Annotated in this window: 12 protein-coding genes; 7 read left to right on the plus strand and 5 right to left on the minus strand. The window is 66.3% G+C overall.

Annotated elements, in window-relative coordinates; genetic code table 11:
* The 5 genes from pglX to AOK16_RS00945 all read left to right on the plus strand — a co-directional run.
* On the plus strand, positions 1 to 1,059 hold a 1,059-nt coding region (pglX, locus tag AOK16_RS00925), incomplete at its 5' end, for a BREX-2 system adenine-specific DNA-methyltransferase PglX (protein WP_107098234.1).
* Complete coding sequence (locus tag AOK16_RS00930) at positions 1,052 to 4,951, plus strand: BREX-2 system ATPase PglY family protein (protein ID WP_055470265.1); 3,900 nt, start codon at positions 1,052 to 1,054, stop codon at positions 4,949 to 4,951. The genes pglX and AOK16_RS00930, both read left to right, overlap by 8 nt.
* 8 nt (positions 4,952 to 4,959) lie before the next feature.
* Positions 4,960 to 7,719 carry a BREX-2 system phosphatase PglZ gene (gene pglZ / locus AOK16_RS00935; RefSeq protein WP_055470266.1) on the plus strand — a complete coding sequence of 920 codons (2,760 nt, stop codon included), beginning with the start codon at positions 4,960 to 4,962 and terminating at the stop codon, positions 7,717 to 7,719.
* Positions 7,716 to 9,044, plus strand: coding sequence for a BREX system ATP-binding protein BrxD (gene brxD / locus AOK16_RS00940; protein WP_055470267.1), 1,329 nt, complete (start codon positions 7,716 to 7,718; stop codon positions 9,042 to 9,044). Before pglZ ends, brxD begins: the two co-directional genes overlap by 4 nt.
* The gene (locus tag AOK16_RS00945; protein ID WP_205627604.1) at positions 9,041 to 11,173 is read left to right on the plus strand and encodes a DEAD/DEAH box helicase; all 2,133 of its coding nucleotides are present in this window, start codon (positions 9,041 to 9,043) and stop codon (positions 11,171 to 11,173) included. The genes brxD and AOK16_RS00945 overlap by 4 nt, the downstream gene beginning before the upstream one ends.
* 33 nt (positions 11,174 to 11,206) lie before the next feature.
* Here the strand turns inward: AOK16_RS00945 and AOK16_RS00950 are convergent, their stop codons facing one another.
* Positions 11,207 to 12,697: an AAA family ATPase gene (locus AOK16_RS00950; RefSeq protein ID WP_398718033.1), complete on the minus strand. Its 1,491-nt coding sequence runs from the start codon at positions 12,695 to 12,697 to the stop codon at positions 11,207 to 11,209.
* Between the two features lie 263 nt (positions 12,698 to 12,960).
* Positions 12,961 to 13,266 (minus strand): SCO0607 family lipoprotein, encoded by a 306-nt coding sequence (locus AOK16_RS00955; RefSeq protein ID WP_055470296.1) that lies wholly within the window; start codon positions 13,264 to 13,266, stop codon positions 12,961 to 12,963.
* Positions 13,267 to 13,582: 316 nt separating this feature from the next.
* Between AOK16_RS00955 and AOK16_RS00960 the strand changes: the two genes are divergently transcribed.
* Both AOK16_RS00960 and AOK16_RS00965 read left to right on the plus strand, forming a co-directional pair.
* Positions 13,583 to 14,587 carry a terpene synthase family protein gene (locus AOK16_RS00960; RefSeq protein ID WP_055470269.1) on the plus strand — a complete coding sequence of 335 codons (1,005 nt, stop codon included), beginning with the start codon at positions 13,583 to 13,585 and terminating at the stop codon, positions 14,585 to 14,587.
* Complete coding sequence (locus AOK16_RS00965) at positions 14,584 to 15,927, plus strand: cytochrome P450 (RefSeq protein WP_055470270.1); 1,344 nt, start codon at positions 14,584 to 14,586, stop codon at positions 15,925 to 15,927. Before AOK16_RS00960 ends, AOK16_RS00965 begins: the two co-directional genes overlap by 4 nt.
* A 249-nt stretch (positions 15,928 to 16,176) precedes the next feature.
* Here the strand turns inward: AOK16_RS00965 and AOK16_RS00970 are convergent, their stop codons facing one another.
* The 3 genes from AOK16_RS00970 to AOK16_RS00980 are packed head-to-tail and all read right to left on the minus strand — an operon-like array spanning position 16,177 to position 19,220.
* Positions 16,177 to 17,094 carry an NAD-dependent epimerase/dehydratase family protein gene (locus AOK16_RS00970; RefSeq protein ID WP_205627605.1) on the minus strand — a complete coding sequence of 306 codons (918 nt, stop codon included), beginning with the start codon at positions 17,092 to 17,094 and terminating at the stop codon, positions 16,177 to 16,179.
* A 30-nt stretch (positions 17,095 to 17,124) separates the two neighbouring features.
* Complete coding sequence (locus AOK16_RS00975; RefSeq protein ID WP_169790844.1) at positions 17,125 to 18,162, minus strand: isopenicillin N synthase family dioxygenase; 1,038 nt, start codon at positions 18,160 to 18,162, stop codon at positions 17,125 to 17,127.
* Between the two features lie 32 nt (positions 18,163 to 18,194).
* On the minus strand, positions 18,195 to 19,220 hold the full coding sequence (locus AOK16_RS00980) for a MupA/Atu3671 family FMN-dependent luciferase-like monooxygenase (RefSeq protein ID WP_055470273.1): 1,026 nt from the start codon (positions 19,218 to 19,220) through the stop codon (positions 18,195 to 18,197).
* Positions 19,221 to 19,241: the final 21 nt, after the last annotated feature.

The following is a 19,241-nucleotide window of genomic DNA, read 5'->3' on the forward strand; positions in this document are numbered from 1 at the left end:
ATTGTGCTTGCGCGCAAGCAGGCCGCCGGGGCGATCGAGACCGCCTGGTTCGACCGCCACCGCTCCACCCCCGTCACCGAGATCCCCACCCACTGGCCCGACTGGTACCGGGACATCGTCCAGGCCCGCATCGACACCATCACCTCCCGCCGCGACATCGCCCTCATCGAGCGCCCCGAGTGCAAGCGGCGCTGGGCCACCGATCCCTGGGAGAAGCGGGAGAAGGCCGCCCTCCGTACGTGGCTGCTCGACAAGTGCGAGGACAAGTCGCTCTGGTTCCACGTTCTCAACGACTTCGAGCAGCCCCGCACCCTCACCGTCGGCCGGCTCGCCGACGAACTCGAGAAGCAGGACGACGCCAAGGCTATCCTCAACACCGCATCTCTCTACGCTACCCACCTCGGCAAGCCCAACCTCACCCTCGCCCAGGTCCTCCAGGATGTGGTCGACGCCGAACATGTCCCGTACCTCGCCGCGTACCGCTACAAGGACAGCGGTCTACGCAAGCGCGCGCAGTGGGAGGGCATCTGGGAGCAACAGCGCGAGGAAGACCGGAGCGGCCAGCGCCTCGCCATTCCCGTACCGCCGAAGTACACCTCCGCGGACTTCGTGAAGCAGTCCTACTGGTCGAACCGCGGGAAGCTGGACGTACCCAAGGAGCGGTTCGTCTCCTACCCGGACTCGAGTCCCGGCTCCGACCCGACTCTCTTGCTCGGTTGGGCCGGCTGGGACCAACGCGACCAGGCCACCGCCCTACTGAACATCGTGAGCGAGCGCCGTAAACAGCAGGACTGGTCCGGTGAGCAGCTCGTGCCGCTGCTCGCGGGGATCAACGAGCTGATGCCGTGGCTGCGCCAGTGGTTCGGCGAGGTGGACGACGAGTGGGGCGAGGAGTCCGCCGCAGAGGAGTTCCAGAGCTTCCTGGACGGCGAATTGGCGCGCGAACAACTCACCCCTGCCGCACTCACCGCATGGCGTCCGGCGAAGAGGACCCGGGCGCGCAAGGCATCAGCCACGGCAAAGACGGCCAAGACGAAGGCGACAGAAGACGATGAGTAGCGGCAACGACGACCTCTACCTCCGGGACGTACTCGACCTGCCCGAGTCCGTGCTCGCCGGCTCCTTCAAGGTCGAGCTGTCCGGCGGATTCGACGCGACCGCCGAGCGCGTACGCGAGTACGTGGTCACCCCGCAGCTGGAACAGTCTCTCCGCAAGGCGCTCAAGATCGTTGAGGCATCCGTACGGGCGGGGTCGTCCGACGCCGCGTATCTGCACGGATCGTTCGGCTCCGGTAAGAGCCACTTCATGACCGTGCTGCACGCAATCCTCTCCAACGACCCGGCCGCTCGCACCAAGGCAACGCTCCAGCCGATCATCGCGGACCATGACACATGGCTGCGGGACCGGAAGTTCCTGATGGTCCCGTTCCACCTGGTCGGTGCGACCGACCTCGATTCGGCGATCCTCGGTGGATACGTCCGCACCGTTCAGCGTTTACACGCGGGCGCACCGGTGCCGCCGGTCTACCGGGCGGACGCGATGTTCGAAGACGCCCGCCGCCAGCGGGAGTTCTTCTCCGATGACATGGAGTTCGTCCGCTGGCTCGGCAACCCCTCGCTGCCGAAGGAGTCAAGCACCGCCCCGCAGGCGGCCGCCGATGACGATGACGATCTGGTGAACCTCGACGTCAAGGAAGCTCCTCAGGTCTGGACGCCGACGCTCCTCGACGAGGCCTTCGCCGCCGCCCCCGGCGAGAAGGTCCGCAACTGGCTGGCGTCCGCGCTGCTTTCTGGTCCGTACTCCTCGTACTCGCTCAGTGCGATCGGCGCGAAGAACGCCTTTCTGCCGCTCGAGAACGGTCTCGACATCATCAGCCAGCACGCCAAGTCCCTTGGCTACGACGGGCTGATCCTCTTCCTCGACGAGCTGATCCTCTGGCTCCAGGCACATCTGCGTGAGCGGACCTTCGTCAATGACGAGGTGAACAAGCTCGTCAAGCTGATCGAGTCGGGTACGGGTGGCCGCGCCCTACCAGTCATCTCGTTCATATCCCGGCAACGCGACCTCTCCGAGCTGATCGGCTCGGACGCGGTCGGCGCTGACGCCAAGAACCTGGAACAGCAGGTCAAGTACCTGGCGGGCCGCATCGACCCGATCAGCCTGGAGGACCGCAACCTCCCGGAGATCATCAAAGAGCGGGTGCTCAAGCCGAAGGACGACACCGCCAAGGCCGCGCTCGAAGCCGCCTTCGCCCGGGTCGAGACATCCAACCAGTCGGTGCGGGACGTGCTGCTCGACGCCAACGGCGCCACCCACGCGGACTGGGCCGACTTCAAGGCGCTGTACCCGGTCTCGCCCGTCCTCCTCAACGTCCTGGTCGCGCTCTCCGGTGCGCTCCAGCGCGAGCGCACCGGTCTCAAGCTGCTCCAGCAGATGCTCTACAAGCGGCGTGAGGACATGAAGGTCGGTGAGCTGATCCCGCTGGGTGACCTGTGGGACGTGCTGGCCGAGGGAATGGGCGAGGCGTTCACCGACCGGCTGCGGAGCGAGGCCGATGCGGCAACTCGCTTCCACGGCAAGGTCAAGGACCACCTCCTCCAGAAATACGGTTCGGCGGACGACGCCAAATACAAGGCTGACGACCGCTTCATCAAGACGATGCTGCTCGCCTACCTCGCGCCCGAGGTGCCTGCTCTCACTCGCCTCACCGGCCCCCGCCTAGCGGCTCTGAACCATGGATCGATCCGCTCCCGCACCGGGCAGGAGGACCGGATCGTGGTCAAGCGGATGCAGGAGCTTCAGGCGGAGTTTCCCGGTGAGCTGCGCAGTGACGGCAACGACGCGGACCCGGTCTTCACGCTGCATCTGTCTGATCTGGACGTGGAGCCGATCCTGGACAGTGTCGGCGAGAAGGACACGCACGGCGCCCGCAAGCGGTGGGTGCAGGAGTGGCTGTGGCAAGAGCTGGGGGTCGTCGACAACGGAGGTTTTGTCGCCGAACGCGAGGTCGTCTGGCACGGTACGCGGCGCATGGCCGAGTTCGTCTTCGAGAATGTGAGCGATACCCAGATCCTGCCCGACGCGCAGTTCGAACCGTCCTCGCCGGACCGAATCCGGTTCATCATCGACTACCCCTTCGATGAGAACGAAGACGGGCGGCCCAGCGCGGACGAGAACCGGGTCTTTCGCCTCCAACGGGAGAAGCCCGATGCCGCGACCACCGTCTGGCTGCCGTCCTTCCTCTCAGCCCAGCGGGGTACCCAGCTCGGCCGGCTCCTGAAGATCAACTATCTGCTCGGCAGGGATCGGCTGAAGGACTTCGCGACCCACCTGTCGTCCGACGACCAGGTGCGGGTCAGGCATCAGCTGGAGGCCCAGCGCGAGACGCTCGTCTCGCAGCTGGGCCAGGTACTGCACCAGGCGTACGGAATCGCCAAGGCCAAAGAGACCGACCTCGGCGCCCAGGTGACCGAGGGCAAGCACGTCCATTCGTTGTACGCCGGGCACACTCCGCAGCTCCAGGGCGGCGGCGTCTTCGAGTACAACCTGCTGAAGCTCGCCGACGGGTTGCTGGACACGCTGTATCCCAAGCACCCGAACTTCGATCGTCAGGAGAGCCGCAAGCCGGTCAGTGCCGCAAAGTTCAAGAAGGCGTACGGCTGGATCGCCAGGGCCATGGACGATGGCTCACGCCGGGTCGTGGTCGACAGCGGTGACATCACGGACGTGGCGCGGATCGTGCACGCGCTGGAACTGGGTGAGGTGTACGACGGGCCACTGAACGTCTCCACGGACTGGCGCCGCCACATCGACCAGCAGGCGGGCAAGCGTGGGGCCAAGGGCGACTTCTCGGTCGAGGACATCCGCGTCTGGATTGCCGAGCTCGGCTGGACGGGCCTCGACAAACTGGTCTCCAACCTGGTGATCGCCACCTACGCACTGCTCTCGGACCGCTTCTGGATCTACAACGGGCAGGCGGAAGAGGCCCCCGCGCTGGACCAGATCGGCCCCGGCTGGGCCCTGCGGGCCCAGGAGCGGCCCAGCGAGGAAGAGTTCACGGCAGCACACACCAGGGCCGCGGCGCTGTTCGGCACGAGTGTCCCGCAGATGCTGTTCGCCCGGAACGTCAACGCACTCGCCACGGACGTTCATGCGAAAGCGGCGGAGCGAGAGGCCGCTGTCAACGGGTTGCGGCGGGCGCTGACCCGGTTCAGGGCCGCCCTCGGTATCAGTGGCGAGGCCCTCAGCCCACGCGAGCAGTCGGTGCGCGATGCGGCCGACCTGCTGGCTCGGATCAAGCAGAACCCGGAGCCTACTCCGCTCACCCGTGACCTTGCCGCGGCAACGTATGCGAGCACTGATGTCGTGCTGGCCAAGACCATGTCCTCGGCGCAGCGGGTGCTGGATGCTCTGGAGAGCACCGACTGGGACCTCATCGAGAGTCTTCGGCAGTACACCGAGCGCGGGGATGATCTCGCTGACCGGTCCAGGCTGTTGCTCGACGAAATCGCAAAGACAGCGGCAGCCGACGAGTTCGACACCGAGCTCGCCCCGGTGCTGCGCAGTGCGCGCAGTCAGGCCGTATCGATGATCAACGAGGCAGCGCGCCGCAGTGTCGTGGCGCCCGTCGCGCCCACGCCGCCCCTGCCCATGAGGCCGGTGGTGGTTTCGCCTCCAGCCGAGACGGACGACGAGGACGACAAGCCGTTCGAGCAGCCGAAGCCGACGCCCAGTACCCCGGTCACGACGGATGCCCCTCGCCGTGCGCGGCGAGTCTCGGCAGGGCCCACGACTGCGCTGGAGATCGCGCTGAGCCAGGCCCTCGACGCGATACAGGGCGAGATCCGCGACTACGCAGCCACGCACCCCGGCGTCGAGATCGAAATCCAGTGGCGGGTACCCCAGGCCAACCAGGGCGATGGTGCGCAGGCACACGGCGGCGAGGGCTGATGGGAGCCATGGTGCCCGAACTCGACCAGCGGGTCATCACCGGACTTCTGACCACACGGCTGGCCCATACCAAGGGGCGACGGCTGGTGCTGGTGCACGGTAAGTACGTGGTGGGCGGGCCACAGGAGTTCACTGTGCCGGTCGGCGAGGGTGAACGCCGCAAGGTCCGGGTCGTACACACCACTTCGGTGCTCGGCATCACCGACGCCTGGCAGGCTCATCTGAATATCGAGGGATCGGACCTGCTGGTGGTCACCACCGATGTGTCCGGAGATCGGATCAGCCTAGACCTGGTGGGCGAGATGGTGCGCTCGCAGATCATCGCCGTCGACGAGGCCGACATCGTCAAGCAGCTGTTCGGCGCAGCCGACCTCGACCCTCGCATGCGACGCGACCCATGGCTCTGGCTGCCCGGTGCGCTGATCACCGCTGAGCCGGACGGCGGCTGGCCCCAACGTGGGGCCGTGCTCACCCTGGACGCAGCGATGCGCGCCCTCGTCGGAGTGCGGCTCGGGCTCGAGGGCGTCTTCGAGGGCGAGGCGTCGGTGGATGTCGATGCGCTGCTTACTTGGTCCCGCACGCCCGGCGGGCCACAGCGTTTCGCAGCATTGCCGGAAGCCGAACAGCAGGGCATCGCCGAGTGGCTGGCGCAGAACGCGGGCGAGGCTGCCCCCGTGCTCCTGCGTCTCGCGCTGAGCGGCCGCGGCACCGAGGCCACTGCGTTGGGTGTACTGGCCTCGGTCATGAACGGGGACGCTGCGTCGGCCGATGCGGCCGTCGCTCTGGGCTCCGTCTTCGGCATGGGTTCACGCCCACCCGAACTGCGTGCCTACGCAAGGGCAGTGGAGGGCACGCTCACCCGATGGATCGGTGAGGCAACGGGGCGGGGCGCGCAGAGCGAGGAGGCACGGCAGCGGGTTCTTGGCGTACTGCGCCAAGCCGATCAACTGGCCACGGAGGCCCACCTCTCTGCTGCGCTCGCCGACAATCCCTTTCTCCCCTCTGGGTTCCAGGCACGGCTGCGCCGGCTGGCCGAGGCGCTGGCCCGGGAGCCCCAAGAAGCTCAGACCGCCTGGGAACACGTACAAGAACATCGCCTTGCCGCTGTTCTCTACGCGAAGCGGGTCGAGCTGGCGCGCATGGGCGTACGGCTGAAGCACTGGTTGGACGCGCCGGAGCCGGTGGTGTCCTCGATCGACCAAGCTGTGCATGCGCATGTCGCCGACTGGGGGTGGGTGGACCGGGCACTGGCACAGCTGTGGGTGGGAGACGCCGACGCCGAGCCCGTTCTGGTTAATGCGTACCGCACTGTGCACGACGCGGCGCGGCGGCGACGGGCGACACTCGACGCAGCCTTCGCGGCCGAGCTCGGGCCGTGGGCACGGCACGCCAGTGCGGCGCAGCCCGGCGGGACGCTGCTCATCGAGGACGTGCTGGAGAAGGTCGCCGTGAAGTTGGCGGCGAAGCGACCGCCGCTGGTCCTCGTACTGGACGGGATGAGCAGCGCGGTCGCGGCGCAGCTCGGCGAAGAGTTGACCGGCGCGGGCCGGTGGAACGAGCTGTCCGGCGACGGGCGGCGGGCAGCTGCGGTCGCCATGATCCCGTCGGTGGCGGTCGTCAGCCGGGCCACCTTGCTGTGCGGACGCCCGGTCTCGGGCGGGCAGAGTGTGGAGAAGGAGGGATTCGTCGATTTCTGGAAACAGCATCGGCGCGCGGCCGCACTCTTCCACAAGAGCGAGATCGCCGGTCCTGCGGGGCTCGACCAGCCGCTGGTCGAGGCCATCGCATCGGATGCCGTGGTCGGTGTCGTGCTGAACACCATCGGCGAAAGCCTCGACCACGGGCAGCAGCGCTCGCTGGCCGACTGGTCGGTGAACCGAGTGAAGTACCTAACCGAACTGCTCAACTCGGCGCGGGGGCAAGGGCGTCCAGTGGTGCTGGTATCCGATCACGGACATGTACTGGACCGGACGGAGTCAGACGCAGGACCAGCGACCGCCGAGGGAGTGGAGTCGGCCCGCTGGCGTACGGGGACGGATGCCGGTAAGGGGGAGATCGCGCTGGCAGGCCCCCGCGTGCTGGAAAACGGCGGTCGGGTCATTGCCCCCTGGTCGGAGGAGCTCCGCTACACCCCGCGTAAGGCCGGCCACCACGGTGGTGCCGCACTCGCCGAGATGACGGTGCCGGTACTGGTCCTGACTCCGTCGATCGACCTCGCACCCGACGGATGGGCTGAGCTACCGCGAGAGTCGGTTCAGCCGCCATGGTGGGAAGCGCAAGTCGCCTCGGGGCCGCTGAAGACCCAAACCACCAAGAAACTGGCGCGGAAGGCGCCACCCTCCAAGCCGAAGGCACGGCCACAGGAGGGTGAGCTCTTCGCGGACGACGCGGTGGAAACGCCTCCTACCAGGCCCGCCCTCATCGAGCAGCCGACCCCAGTCACGTTGGGCCGTCAGGTTGTGGACACCAAGCTCTACGAGCATCAGGGGAAGTTCGTGCGCAGGGCCCCGGACCGCAAGGTGGTGGCCGCTGTCATCGACGCACTCGACGCATCGGGCGGCACTCTCTCACTCGCCGCAGTCGCCGGGGCCGCCGCCGCTTCGGGGGGGCGCATCAACACCCGCCCGGAAGGCTTTGTCACTGTGCTGACTCGGCTGCTGAACATCGAGGGGTACGAAGTCATCAGTCTGATCGACTCCCGGACCCGGGTCCGGCTCAACCGCGACACACTGCGCGAGCAGTTCGAACTGCCCAGGGAGAACGCATGAGCGCCGCATCCGTCAGCGCGGCCCGCCGCCGCGAGGTCATCGACGCGCTACGGCGCGGGACCGTACCGCAGTCGGGTCTCGACCTCTTCGCGGTCGGGCTGGACCGTTATGCGCCTGCGCTGGACGAGCGGATCGCCACGATCGCAACGGGCAGTGCAGCCTTCCATGCCATTCGCGGCGAGTACGGGTCAGGCAAGACCTTCTTCGCCCGCTGGCTCGCCGAACGGGCGAAGCGGGCGGGGCTCGCCACCGCCGAGATTCAGATCTCGGAGACAGAGACACCACTGCACAAGCTGGAAACCGTCTACCGACGGCTCACCGAGCGGCTGACCACAGCGACCGAGCCTGCCAGTGCCCTGCGCTCGGTGATTGATGGTTGGTTCTACACCCTCGAAGAGGAGGTGACCGAAGCGCAACCCGAACTGGCTGAAGACAGCGAGGCGTTGGAGTCCGCGGTCGAAGCGCTGCTGGAGGAGCGGCTCCGTGGCATCGCCCAGACCACTCCCGCCTTCTCCGCCGCCCTGCGCGGCTATCGCAAAGCCACGCTCGACGGGGACGCGGCCACCGCCGAAGCCGTCATCGCCTGGCTAGGTGGGCAGAAGTCGGTCGCAGCCTCCGCGCGCCGTACCGCGGGGGTGCGCGGAGATCTCGACCACTTCGCGGCACTGGGCTTCCTTCAAGGGCTGCTCACCGTCCTGAAGGACTGCGGGCACCCCGGACTCCTGCTGGTCCTCGATGAGATCGAGACCTTGCAACGGGTGCGGGGAGACGTGCGCGAGAAGGGGCTCAACGCGCTACGACAGCTCCTTGACGAGATCGACGTGGGCCGCTTTCCCGGACTCTTTCTGGTCATCACCGGCACACCTGCCTTCTACGACGGACAGCAGGGGGTTCAACGTCTGCCTCCACTGGCCCAGCGGCTGACAACCGACTTCTCCACCGATCCATGCTTTGACTCACCGCGGGCGGTCCAGCTGCGACTTACCGGTTTCGATCTCCAGCTGCTGGGCGAACTGGGTCGTGCTGTACGCGACTTGTATGCGGACTCGGCTCGGAATCCTGAACGTATCGTTGCCCTCGTCGACAATACGTACGTGGCGGAGTTGGCCACTGCCATGACGGGCAAACTCGGCGGGCGGGCCGGCATCGCGCCAAGGCTCTTCCTGCGCAAACTCGTCACTGACGTACTGGACCGGGTGGACGAGTTTGATGACTTCGACCCGCGCAAGCACTACGCGCCGACCGTCAACGGCGACGAGCTGAGCGAAGTCGAGCGCAACGCCGCGGCGGACAGCGCCGACGAGATCGAGCTGGAGCTGCCGTGACAGGTGCGCCCGAACCGCTGGACCGGCTGCACCCCGGGGTCGTACACCACATCGTCAACACCCTGGGGTGGCCTGGTCTTCGCCCGCTCCAAGAAGAGGCAATCGAACCGCTACTGGACGGTGCGGATGCAGTACTGCTGGCACCGACGGCGGGTGGAAAAACCGAGGCAGCATCCTTCCCTCTGCTGTCCAGGATGGCTGCGGAGAACTGGACAGGGACCTCAGTCCTCTACGTATGCCCACTCAAAGCACTGCTCAACAACCTCCTGCCCCGTCTGGATACTTACACCTCATGGCTGGGCCGGACCGCAGCGCTGTGGCACGGGGATCTCTCACAGCCACGGCGCAAGCGGATCCTGCGGGATCGGCCGGACATCCTGCTGACTACGCCAGAATCGCTGGAAGCGATGCTGGTCAGCGCCAATGTCGACCATCGGGCCTTCTTCTCCGGACTGCGGGCCGTCGTCGTCGATGAGGTGCATGCCTTCGCCGGTGATGACCGGGGCTGGCAGCTGCTGGCCGTGTTCGAGCGGCTCGAACGAGTCGTCGGTCGGTCAGTACAGCGGGTCGGGCTCTCCGCGACGGTGGGCAATCCTGAACAGCTGCTCGCCTGGTTGCAGGGCTCGGGGCGCGACAATCGCGCGGCTTACGTTGTTGCCCCGCATCTGCGCGAGGAGAATCCAATCCTGCCGCCCCCCGGCGAGATCCAGCTCGACTACGTGGGATCACTGGAGAATGCGGCGACAGTGATCACCTCCCTGCACCGTGGGGAGAAGCGGCTGGTGTTCTGCGAATCGCGTCGGCAGGTCGAAATGCTCGGCGAGAGGCTACGGGCCAAGGGGGTGACCACATTCCTCTCGCATGCGTCTCTCTCAATGGATGAGCGGAGGCGGGCAGAAGAGGCCTTCGCCGATGCGCGAGACTGTGTGATCGTCTCCACCAGCACACTGGAACTCGGCATCGACGTGGGCGACTTGGATCGCGTCATCCAGATTGACGCACCCAGCACCGTGGCCTCCTTCCTCCAGCGGCTCGGTCGTACCGGTCGGCGCTCAGGTTCCACTCGTAATTGTCTCTTCCTTGCCATCGACGAGCACGGTCTGCTCGGCGCGGCAGCTCTGCTCCTGCTGTGGTCACGTGGCTGGGTCGAGCCGGTGATGGCCCCACCGGAACCCCGGCACATCGTCGCCCAGCAAGTGCTGGCTCTCTGCCTGCAGGAACATCGGGTCGGAGACCGGCTCTGGCAGGAGTGGTGGGGTGGGCTCGGCCCTTTCGGTCCCTCCGCCGAACCCATAGTGCGCCATCTGATCGAGGAGGGGTTCCTGAAGCGGGACGGCGGAATGCTGTTCATCGGCCCTGAGGCCGAACGCCACTTCGGTTACCGGCATTTCATGGATCTCACTGCGGTCTTCACTGCCTCACCGGAGTTCACTGTGCTGGCGGGCCGTAGCGAGATCGGCACCACCAACCCGGCGCTGCTGACGGAGGAAGTTGTCGGGCCCAGGCGGCTGCTCCTCGCCGGACGGAGCTGGCAGGTGACGTACATCGACTGGTCCCGACGGCGGTGCTTCGTCAAGCTGGTCGAGAGCGGCGGCAAGGCACGGTGGGGCGGAGTCGGATCCGGCCGTTCCGCCTCGTACGAGTTGACCCGCTCCGCCCGGGAGGTCCTCCTCAGCACCGATCCGCCAGTCGCTTTGACCCGTCGTGCTCAAGCCGCCCTCGCTCGGGCTCGCGACAACGGTGCGGAGTTGGTGCACCCTGCCGGGACAGTTGTTATCCGCGGTGGTCGGGACACAAACGTGCGTTGGTGGACTTGGGCCGGCTATCGGGCCAACGTCACCCTGGCTGCCACGCTCTCGGGCATTGCCGACCCTCTCCAGCGCCCTACAGACACATACATCCGGCTCCGCGAAGACTTGACTCCGGACGAGTGGAATCGAGCCAAGGCCGAGGCAATAGATCAGCTCTGCCTCCCCGCCGTCAACACGCGCGCTCTCCATGGGCTCAAGTTCAGCGCCGCGCTTCCTCAACGGCTTGCGGAGGCCACACTCGCCGCGCGTCTCGCGGATCTCGATGGCGCATCGGCTGCACTCAAGGAAACCTCGAGGTTCGTGTCCGCAGGCGATTGAGGTTCGTCGTTGGCATCGCGGCAGGAGTGATAGCTACCCGACCCCGTAGAGAGTCGCGAGATCAACCAGGAGCAGATCTTCGCGGCCGGCCGCGGACTCGATCAGGTCCGGGTAGAACCCGTGCAGGGAGAACAGGGCCAGGGTGGTACTCGTGGTGTCGTAGCCCTGGTCGGTGAGCAGGGTGCGGATGCGTTCCAGGCGTTGCAGGTCGCCGGTGCCGCGGCGGGCGGCGGTGGCCTTGGCCTCGCCAAGGAGGGCGATCCGGACGCGGGGGGCCTGCGGGCGCTCGCCCAGGGCAAGGGCGATGACGTCGACCTCGTGCTTGGTGCGGGCCGCGGGGTCCGCCACTTCGGTGGTACCGACCGGACCGGGCAGGCCATCGGGAAGCAGGGTGTGGGCGTATTGGCGGGTGAAGGCCCGAGCGAGGTCCTCGAAGTGAGGACCGAGGATCTTGGAGTTGAAGGTCGGCGCGGCGGCCTGCCACGCCTCTTCGGCGAAACCCTGCTCGACGATGGCCGCCTGCGGCAGGGTGATCAGCTGGTTGAAGCGGATGATGGGGTCGGCCAGGGTGATGACGGGGTGGCGGGGACGCAGGATGTCCTGCTCGCGCTGGATGTAGCTGGTGGACTCAAGGACGTCGAGCGGGTGGGTGACTGCGTTGCGCTGTCGTTCCAGGGCAGCGCCGATCTTGGTGGGGGTGCTGGCGCCCTGGGCGATCGCCGTGAGGATGTCGTAGTAGAGGGTGTGCTGGGTGATCCTCGGATCCTCGCGCAGCAGATACTCCGTCTCCGTGCGCGAGTACACCGCCCGCCCCGGGTCCAGGAGCGTCCGCGTAAGCCAGGAGGCGAAGCCGTCGTTCGGGTGCGGGCGGGCCGCCACCGGCCGGTAACCGGGAGCGCCACCGAGGACGGCGTGCACCTGGAGGGCGACCAGTGGGTTGTCGATCTGCCAGAACGCACGGCTGGCCCGGTAGTCGAAGGCCCCCAGCCTCAGATCGATCACCGCACGGCCGCGCAACGGTTTCGTTCCTGACAGCAGTTCGTGCATGACGCTCATCGCGGACCCGCACAGGATCACCCGCGCTCCGGGTCCGGCCTCGGTGCCCCGCTGGCGCTCGTCATAGAGCTGCTGCAGCAGGCCAGGGATCTCAGGAGAGTGCTGAAGGAGATACGGCAACTCGTCGATCACCAGCAGCGGAGTCTGCGAACGCGCGGTGACATCAAGGGCGTTGGACAGAACCTCACGCCAGTCGGTCAACCGCAGCGTGCCGGGCCGCAGACCCGCGTGGGTCGCGATGGCGTCGCTGAACCGCTGGATCGCCGGCAGCCGCCCTTCCTCCCGCACCGCGGTGACGTACAGCCCCCCGACCCGCTCCGACAGCGCCTGCAGAAGATACGACTTCCCGTGCCGCCTGCGCCCCGACATGATCCCCAGACGCATCGCCGGATCCGGGTCCGTGACGAACTCGGTGAGCAGACCCCACTCACGATCACGGTCGACCACGTCCTCGGGCTTGGCAAGCATGCTCTCGTGCACCAGAACTCTCCACCAGCCTAGATCGACCACGACGTGTCTAAGTCTACCTGGACAGAATCCGTCCAGCTTGACTTTCGCGGGCGAGAGGGGTCGGGAGAGTTCGACTTGCTGGATATCGCAAAAACACAGATCGAGCCCCGCCGGCGCTCCTGCTGAACCGCAGGGTAAGCGGCGATTCCCCACCGGCTGCAGGATCGCGACGCACTCCAAAGCGTCATCAGGAACACGTCACCGCTTGGGCTTCGGCGTGGTCAGCCGGCGTCGATGATGTTGCCCTTCTTGTCGAGCGTGTGGGTGTTCCAGTACTTGTCCCACTTGTCGTCCACCTGCCGCGGGACCTTGCCCTCGGGGTAGCGCGCGAATCCCGCTGGAGGCTGTTCGCCGTTCGAGACGCACGCAGAGCCGGTGCCGCCCACGCTCAGAACGGGGTACTCGCCCTCGGAGCAGACGTCCTCGCGGTACCCGGCGCACGCGGTGAGCGTTACGAGCGCGACCGCACTGGCGAGAACACCGGAGGCGACGCGAGTGACTGCGGTACGAAACGGCCTGCGGATCATGGACACGGTTGTCTCCAGTCGTCGGTCGTCGGGCCCGCCTCCACTCTCTTCGTTTCCGGGCCGCGCCGTCATGAGTAGGAGTACTCACCCGACGCTGTCCCGATACGCAACATGCAGTCGGCACGGCCACGAACGCCGAACACAACCCCGCGCCGACCCCGCGCCGGCGCCGCGCCTCCCGCCACAAGACGTCCACAACTGCGCAAGCGTTCAACGCGTTCACGCATTGCCCTGCCGCGACCAATTCCCGTCCGGTAGTGGTCGTGGCTCACTAAAAAGAAGGCTTCTTACAGCGCGGAGTCCCGGAGGGATACTCGTGGATCTCCTTGTCCCTCCCTTCGTCACGCCCCACACCCCGCGCATCAACCCCCACGCTTCGCTGGCGCGCGACCACCTCAAGGCATGGTCGCGGCAGATCGGCATGGTTCCCGACGGCCCTGAAGGCGATCGCTTCGATGGAGTGCTCCTGGACCGCCTCGCCGCCTGGGCCTACCCCTACGCCAGTCAGGACAAGATCCTGCTCATGGCCGACTGGATGGGCTGGTTCTTCGCCTTCGACGACATCCTCGACAACACCGACGAAGGCCGGGACCAGGAATTTGCCGCCTTCGTCGCGGACACCATCAACTCCGTCCACAACTCCGCCCCACCACCGCGCCATGATCCGGATGTCGAGCCCTACCGCGTCGCCATGAAGGACCTCTGGACCCGCACGACCACCGACATGCCGCGGTCATGGTGCCGGCGCCTGGCCACCGACCTCATGGAATACCTCAACTCCTATCGCACGCAGGCTCTTGTCAACGCCCATCTGGCAGCTCTGAGCGAGGATTTCTACCGCGCGCACCGCCTTGCTTCCAGTGCCGTTCTCGTTTCACTTGACATAGGTGAGGCCGCGACGGGCCATCCCCTGTCCGAGACACTGCTCGTCCACCCTTACGTCCGTGTCGCACGGGAGGCCGCGAACAACGTCGTCTCCTGGGTCAACGACCTCTACTCGGCGCCCAAGGAGCTGGGCCTTGGCGACCTGTGCAATTACGTGGCCGTATTGCAGCGGCAGTACGGCTGCTCGTCCAACGAGGCCACTGAGCGGGTTGCCGCTCAAGTCACCCAGCAGACCGAGCGTTTCCTCCAAGCCGAGGACAGCATCCACGCTTACCTCATCCCCCATGTGGCGCCCCCCGAGCGGCAGGCCCTCCGCCTGATGCTGGAGGGTCTCGCGTGCTGGATGAACGGCAACTCGGCCTGGTCCGCGGAGACCGCCCGGTACCGGGTCCGGCACGTCGCAAACCCCTCGGCCGGCCCCAAGGAGCTTCCATGACCGCCATCCCCACCGCCCCTGGCAAGCTCCCCCTCCTCGGCCACGCCCTCCAGCTGTGGCGACGGCCTCTGGAGTTCCTGGACTCCCTCACCGCCTACGACAAACTGGTAGCCGTCCACCTCGGCCGCACACCCACGTACGTCCTCGCAAGCCCGGAGCTGGTGCACCGGGTCCTGGTCACCGACGCGGCCCGGTACGCCAAGGGCCGCTCTTTCGAGAAACTGCACGACTACCTCGGCCAGGGCCTGGCCACTTCCGAAGGCCCGTTGCACCTACGGCAGCGGCGGATGATGCAGCCCGCCTTCCACCACCATCAGATCGCCCAGTACGTCCGCACCATGGCGCGCCTCGCCGACGAGCGCGCCTCGTCCTGGCAGTCCGGCCAAGTCATCGACGTCACGAGGGAGATGCAGGATCTCTCCCTCGCCGTGGTCACCGCCACCCTGTTCTCCGCCGAGCTCGACGACGACCTCTCCGTCGACATCCACCACGCCATACCCGTTGTCCTACGGGGCATGTACACGCGCGTCCTCGACCCCACCGGCCTGTGGCGCAGGGTCCCCACTCCTGGCAACCGGCGGCTGGCGGACGCGAACCGGCGACTGCGTGCCGCCATCGACCACCTGATCCGCACCCGGCGTCGAAACCCTCTGGCCAACCATCACGACGTGTTGTCGATGCTGCTGCGGGCCCAGGATGACGACAGCGGCGAGACCATGACCGACCAACAGGTCCACGATGAACTGATCACCCTGCTGGTGGCGGGCACGGACACCGCCGCCGGGGGCTTGGCCTGGCTCTTCCACGAACTCGGGCAGAACCCGGCCGTCGACCGGGAACTCCACCGGGAACTGCGGGAAACGCTCGTCGGCCCCCTCGACCCCGATGTCCTGCGCCGGCTCCAGTACACCCGCCGGGTGATCGATGAGGCTCTGCGGATGCGCAACCCCGGAGGCATCACGATCAGACGCGCCGTCGACGACGTCGAATTGGCCGGCCACCACTTCCCCGGCGGAACCGAGTTCATCTTCAGCGCCCTCGTACTGCACCGCAATCCGCGGTACTTTCCCGACCCCGTACGGTTCGACCCCGACCGCTGGCTGCCCGGCCATCCGCCGGTTTCCCGCGGATCATTCGTACCCTTCGGCGCGGGAAGCCACATGTGCATCGGGGATTCCTACGCCCGCACGGAGATGGCGACCGTAGTCGCCACCATCGCGAACCGCTGGCGCCTGGAACCCCTGCCCGACGTCCAGGTGCGGGGCGTCATGACCTCCACCAACAACCCCGGCGACCTCCGGATGCGGCTACGGCAACGCGAGGAGCCCGAACGAACCTGACTCACAGGGACGGTAAGGGCCTGTCCAGCAGACGCCCTCGTCGACCAGCGCCGACCGGATGCATCCATTCAACGGCCGATCTTGGTTGTTGAGAGCGCGCCTCCCAGAAGCTCGCTGTCGGACTGCCGACACATCGAAGCTCCGGTTCGGCAGGGCGAATTGAGACGTCACCATATCCAACCGGAGCTTCGATGCGTACGAGACGGGCGAAGCAGCAGCAGTCACACACTGACCTGCAACTTCACGGCGTTACCGGGACTTTGCAACAGCCCTGACCTCAACGGACAGTCCTTCGCGTAGTTCGGCGATATAACTAACCAATTCCCTTTTCGGTATCCAACCGAGCTCTCGCGCCTTAAGCGAGTCCGCACGGCTCCGCAGCCGTTCGCCGCGGCGTCGCGGAATCATCTCCACGACGCCGCCGAACATCCGCGCCACGTCGACGAGCCGATGCTCGACACCGCTGCCCAGCAGGTAACCGTCACCTTCACCCTTGGCCGCGCACACGAGGATGCCGTCGACAATGTCATCGACGTGTGTGAAATCGCGTGTCTGGGTGCCCGGTTCCACCACCGTCAGCGGGCGGCCGGCCCTCAACTGTTCTTCGAAGATCCCGATGACCGTCGCATAGCGTCCGGTGGATATCTGTCGTGGGCCGTACACGTTGTAGAAGTACGTGATAACGAAGTCCAACCCGTACCAACTACCCATGTTGCGAATGTATTCGACGTTCTTCGCCTTGGTCCAGGCATACGGACTCAAGTTCTCGTCCTGTCCGCTGTTGCCGAACTTCGAGCTCGATCCCGCGTACACGAGTCGGGCACCGTGCTCGAGACAGAAACGGACGATCTCCTTGGTGCCCAGAAGGTTGGACTCCCAGACCCGGTCGGGCTCATCGAAGGACTGCGCGATACGGGAGTACTCGCCCAGGTGGTAGACGGTGTGGGGAGAAACGACTTCATGGCGGCCCCACAGCTCCACGATGTCGCTGGTACTTCCACTGAGATACGTGACGCGCTCATCCATCACATGATTGGCCGGACTCCCGGTGGCGTAGCTGTCGACCGACACGATGCGGTCCTCAGGATGGGCGGAAAGTAGCCCGGGGATCAGATTCGCACCGATGAAACCGGCCCCGCCGGTCACTAGTATGACGCCCTCACGCACTGCGGTACTCCCCATTCCTTCCCTCAGTGGTCAACCCGCCACCCGACGGGCGACCAGGGATTCCTTGATGTACTCCCGGCGTCTCTTCGCCGCGAAGTAGGCGTCTGCTCGTGTGGGAGGAAACTTCGATGTCTCGTCCGCGTCTCTGCATGTGGGGATACAGGAAACAACCGCCCCGGGGCTCGGCTGATAAAAATACGCAAAGGAATACCGTGCGCTATGCGCCAGGCCAGCAGGTGGGTTGACAACCCTGTGCACGGTGCTGACCCAGCGGTCGTTGGTCCACCTGGCCATCAGGTCGCCGATGTTGATGACGAACGTGCCGGGCACTGCCGGAACATCGGCCCACTGGCCGTCCCGGCCGTAGACCTGCAGGCCCCGGCTCGTCTCATCCTGGTACAGGACGGTGAGGGTCCCCCAGTCCCGATGCGCCTCCTTGCGCATGCGCCCCGGCTCGGGGGCTGCCCCCTGTCGGGGGTAGTAGTTGGCGGTGAGACTCGACATGTGCGACCCGAACGCGGCATCGAACCATCCGCCGGGGAGCCCGAGGGATACAGCGAACAACCGCATGATCTCCCCGGCCAGCCCCTCCATAGCGGCACAGTATTCGGTATACGCCTGCCGGAATCCGGCGATGTCCGGCCACTTGTTCGGCAGCAGAAGCTGTTCATCCACATCGGATGAACAGCGCTTCGCGGCGTCCGGCGCACCCAGCCTGTTCACGGTGAACGACTCGAGCAGCTCGGTCCTCCCGCGCCCGAAACCGCGCATCAACGGGTCACCCGGCTCGACGGCCACGCTCTGCTTGAACTCGTCAGACCGGCGAAAGAAGTCCCCGGTCTGCCTCCTCAGCTCGTTTATGACCCGGCTCGGCACACCGTGCCCCGTAACCACCAGAAATCCGATTTCCGTGCAGGCGTCGCCGACGGCCCGGGCTGTTTCGGCACGGTCGCGGTCGCTGCTGGGCTCTCCGTCAAGAGCCAGATCGATCACCGGCAGACCACGGCTCACCGCCACCGCCACGGTGCGCGATTCGTCGCCTGTCGCACATTCCCTACTGCTGGACACAGGTCCTCCTGGAACGTCTTTGGAGCCACAACTCACGCAATGGAGAGGCATTTCTGCCTGACCTGGTCGAGGTAGGGCAGGGCCTTGAGCATCGCTTCGTTTTCGACGCCGAAGTCGACAAGGCAGGCGATTTCGTCCACACCCACATCGGCGAGCTTGCGGGCGAATTTCGCACATTTCTCGACCGACCCGAAGAGCGCGGCCGTCCTGAAGTAGCGCTCGAAGGCGAACGCGACCACCTGGTCTTCGTCAGCATCGCCGAGACCGTCCCACTGCCCACGCCACAGATCGAACGAGGAGCGCAGGTAGTTCTGGAAGGGGACCTTCACCACCTCGCGCACTGCACGGTCCGATTCTCCGGCGAAAGCGTGGAGCATCAGGCTGACCGTTCCCCCGGCCGGATCGTGGTTCGCAGCCTCGCGGGCCGCCCGATATCGCCGGATGTTCGCAGCAACCTCGTCCACGTTCTGGAAGAGCAACGCGGTCAGTATGTTCAGGCCCCGCGCGCCCGCCTCCTCGAAGGTCGCCGGATTCGCCGTGCAGGTGATCCACATGTTCGGCGCCGACTGGAACGGTCGCGGATAGGTGAGGACCTCGACCTTGTCGCCCTCCCCGTTGATCCGTTCCACCGGCTGTCCGGTCCACACCCGCCGGATGAGATCGACGCTGTCGAACATGATCTGCCGACGATCGGCATAGCGGTCGGGGGCCAACACGAAGTCGTCGGCGACCCACCCCGTCGCCAGCGCCAGATCGACCCGGCCGTGCGACAGGTTGTCCACCATGGCCCAGTCCTCGACGATCTCCAGGCAGTCATGGAGAGGAGTGACCACGCTGCCGGCCCGAAGCCGAATTCGGCGTGTGCCCGAGGCGAGTGCCGCCGCCGCGACCGCGGGGTTGGGATACGCGCCCCCGAAAGGATGGAAATGGCGTTCGGGAAGCCACAGAGCGGTGAAGCCGTGGTCATCCGCGAACGTGGCGGTTCGTGCAAGAACTTCGTACTCCGACGAGGCGTCCCTTACCTCGCGGTTGGCGAAATACAGCAGGCTGAAGTCCATCTGGCGCTCCTTGTCCGCATG

The organism is Streptomyces pathocidini (assembly GCF_001418495.1).
GTDB lineage: Bacteria > Actinomycetota > Actinomycetes > Streptomycetales > Streptomycetaceae > Streptomyces > Streptomyces pathocidini.

What these genes read in the sequence shown, in the direction of transcription:
- AOK16_RS00955 (WP_055470296.1), bottom strand. Translation starts at nt 13,266, where the DNA reads ATGATCCGCAGGCCGTTTCGTACCGCAGTCACTCGCGTCGCCTCCGGT.
- AOK16_RS00930 (WP_055470265.1), top strand. Translation starts at nt 1,052, where the DNA reads ATGAGTAGCGGCAACGACGACCTCTACCTCCGGGACGTACTCGACCTG.
- AOK16_RS00965 (WP_055470270.1), top strand. Translation starts at nt 14,584, where the DNA reads ATGACCGCCATCCCCACCGCCCCTGGCAAGCTCCCCCTCCTCGGCCAC.
- AOK16_RS00980 (WP_055470273.1), bottom strand. Translation starts at nt 19,220, where the DNA reads ATGGACTTCAGCCTGCTGTATTTCGCCAACCGCGAGGTAAGGGACGCC.
- pglZ (WP_055470266.1), top strand. Translation starts at nt 4,960, where the DNA reads ATGGTGCCCGAACTCGACCAGCGGGTCATCACCGGACTTCTGACCACA.
- brxD (WP_055470267.1), top strand. Translation starts at nt 7,716, where the DNA reads ATGAGCGCCGCATCCGTCAGCGCGGCCCGCCGCCGCGAGGTCATCGAC.
- AOK16_RS00950 (WP_398718033.1), bottom strand. Translation starts at nt 12,697, where the DNA reads ATGCTTGCCAAGCCCGAGGACGTGGTCGACCGTGATCGTGAGTGGGGT.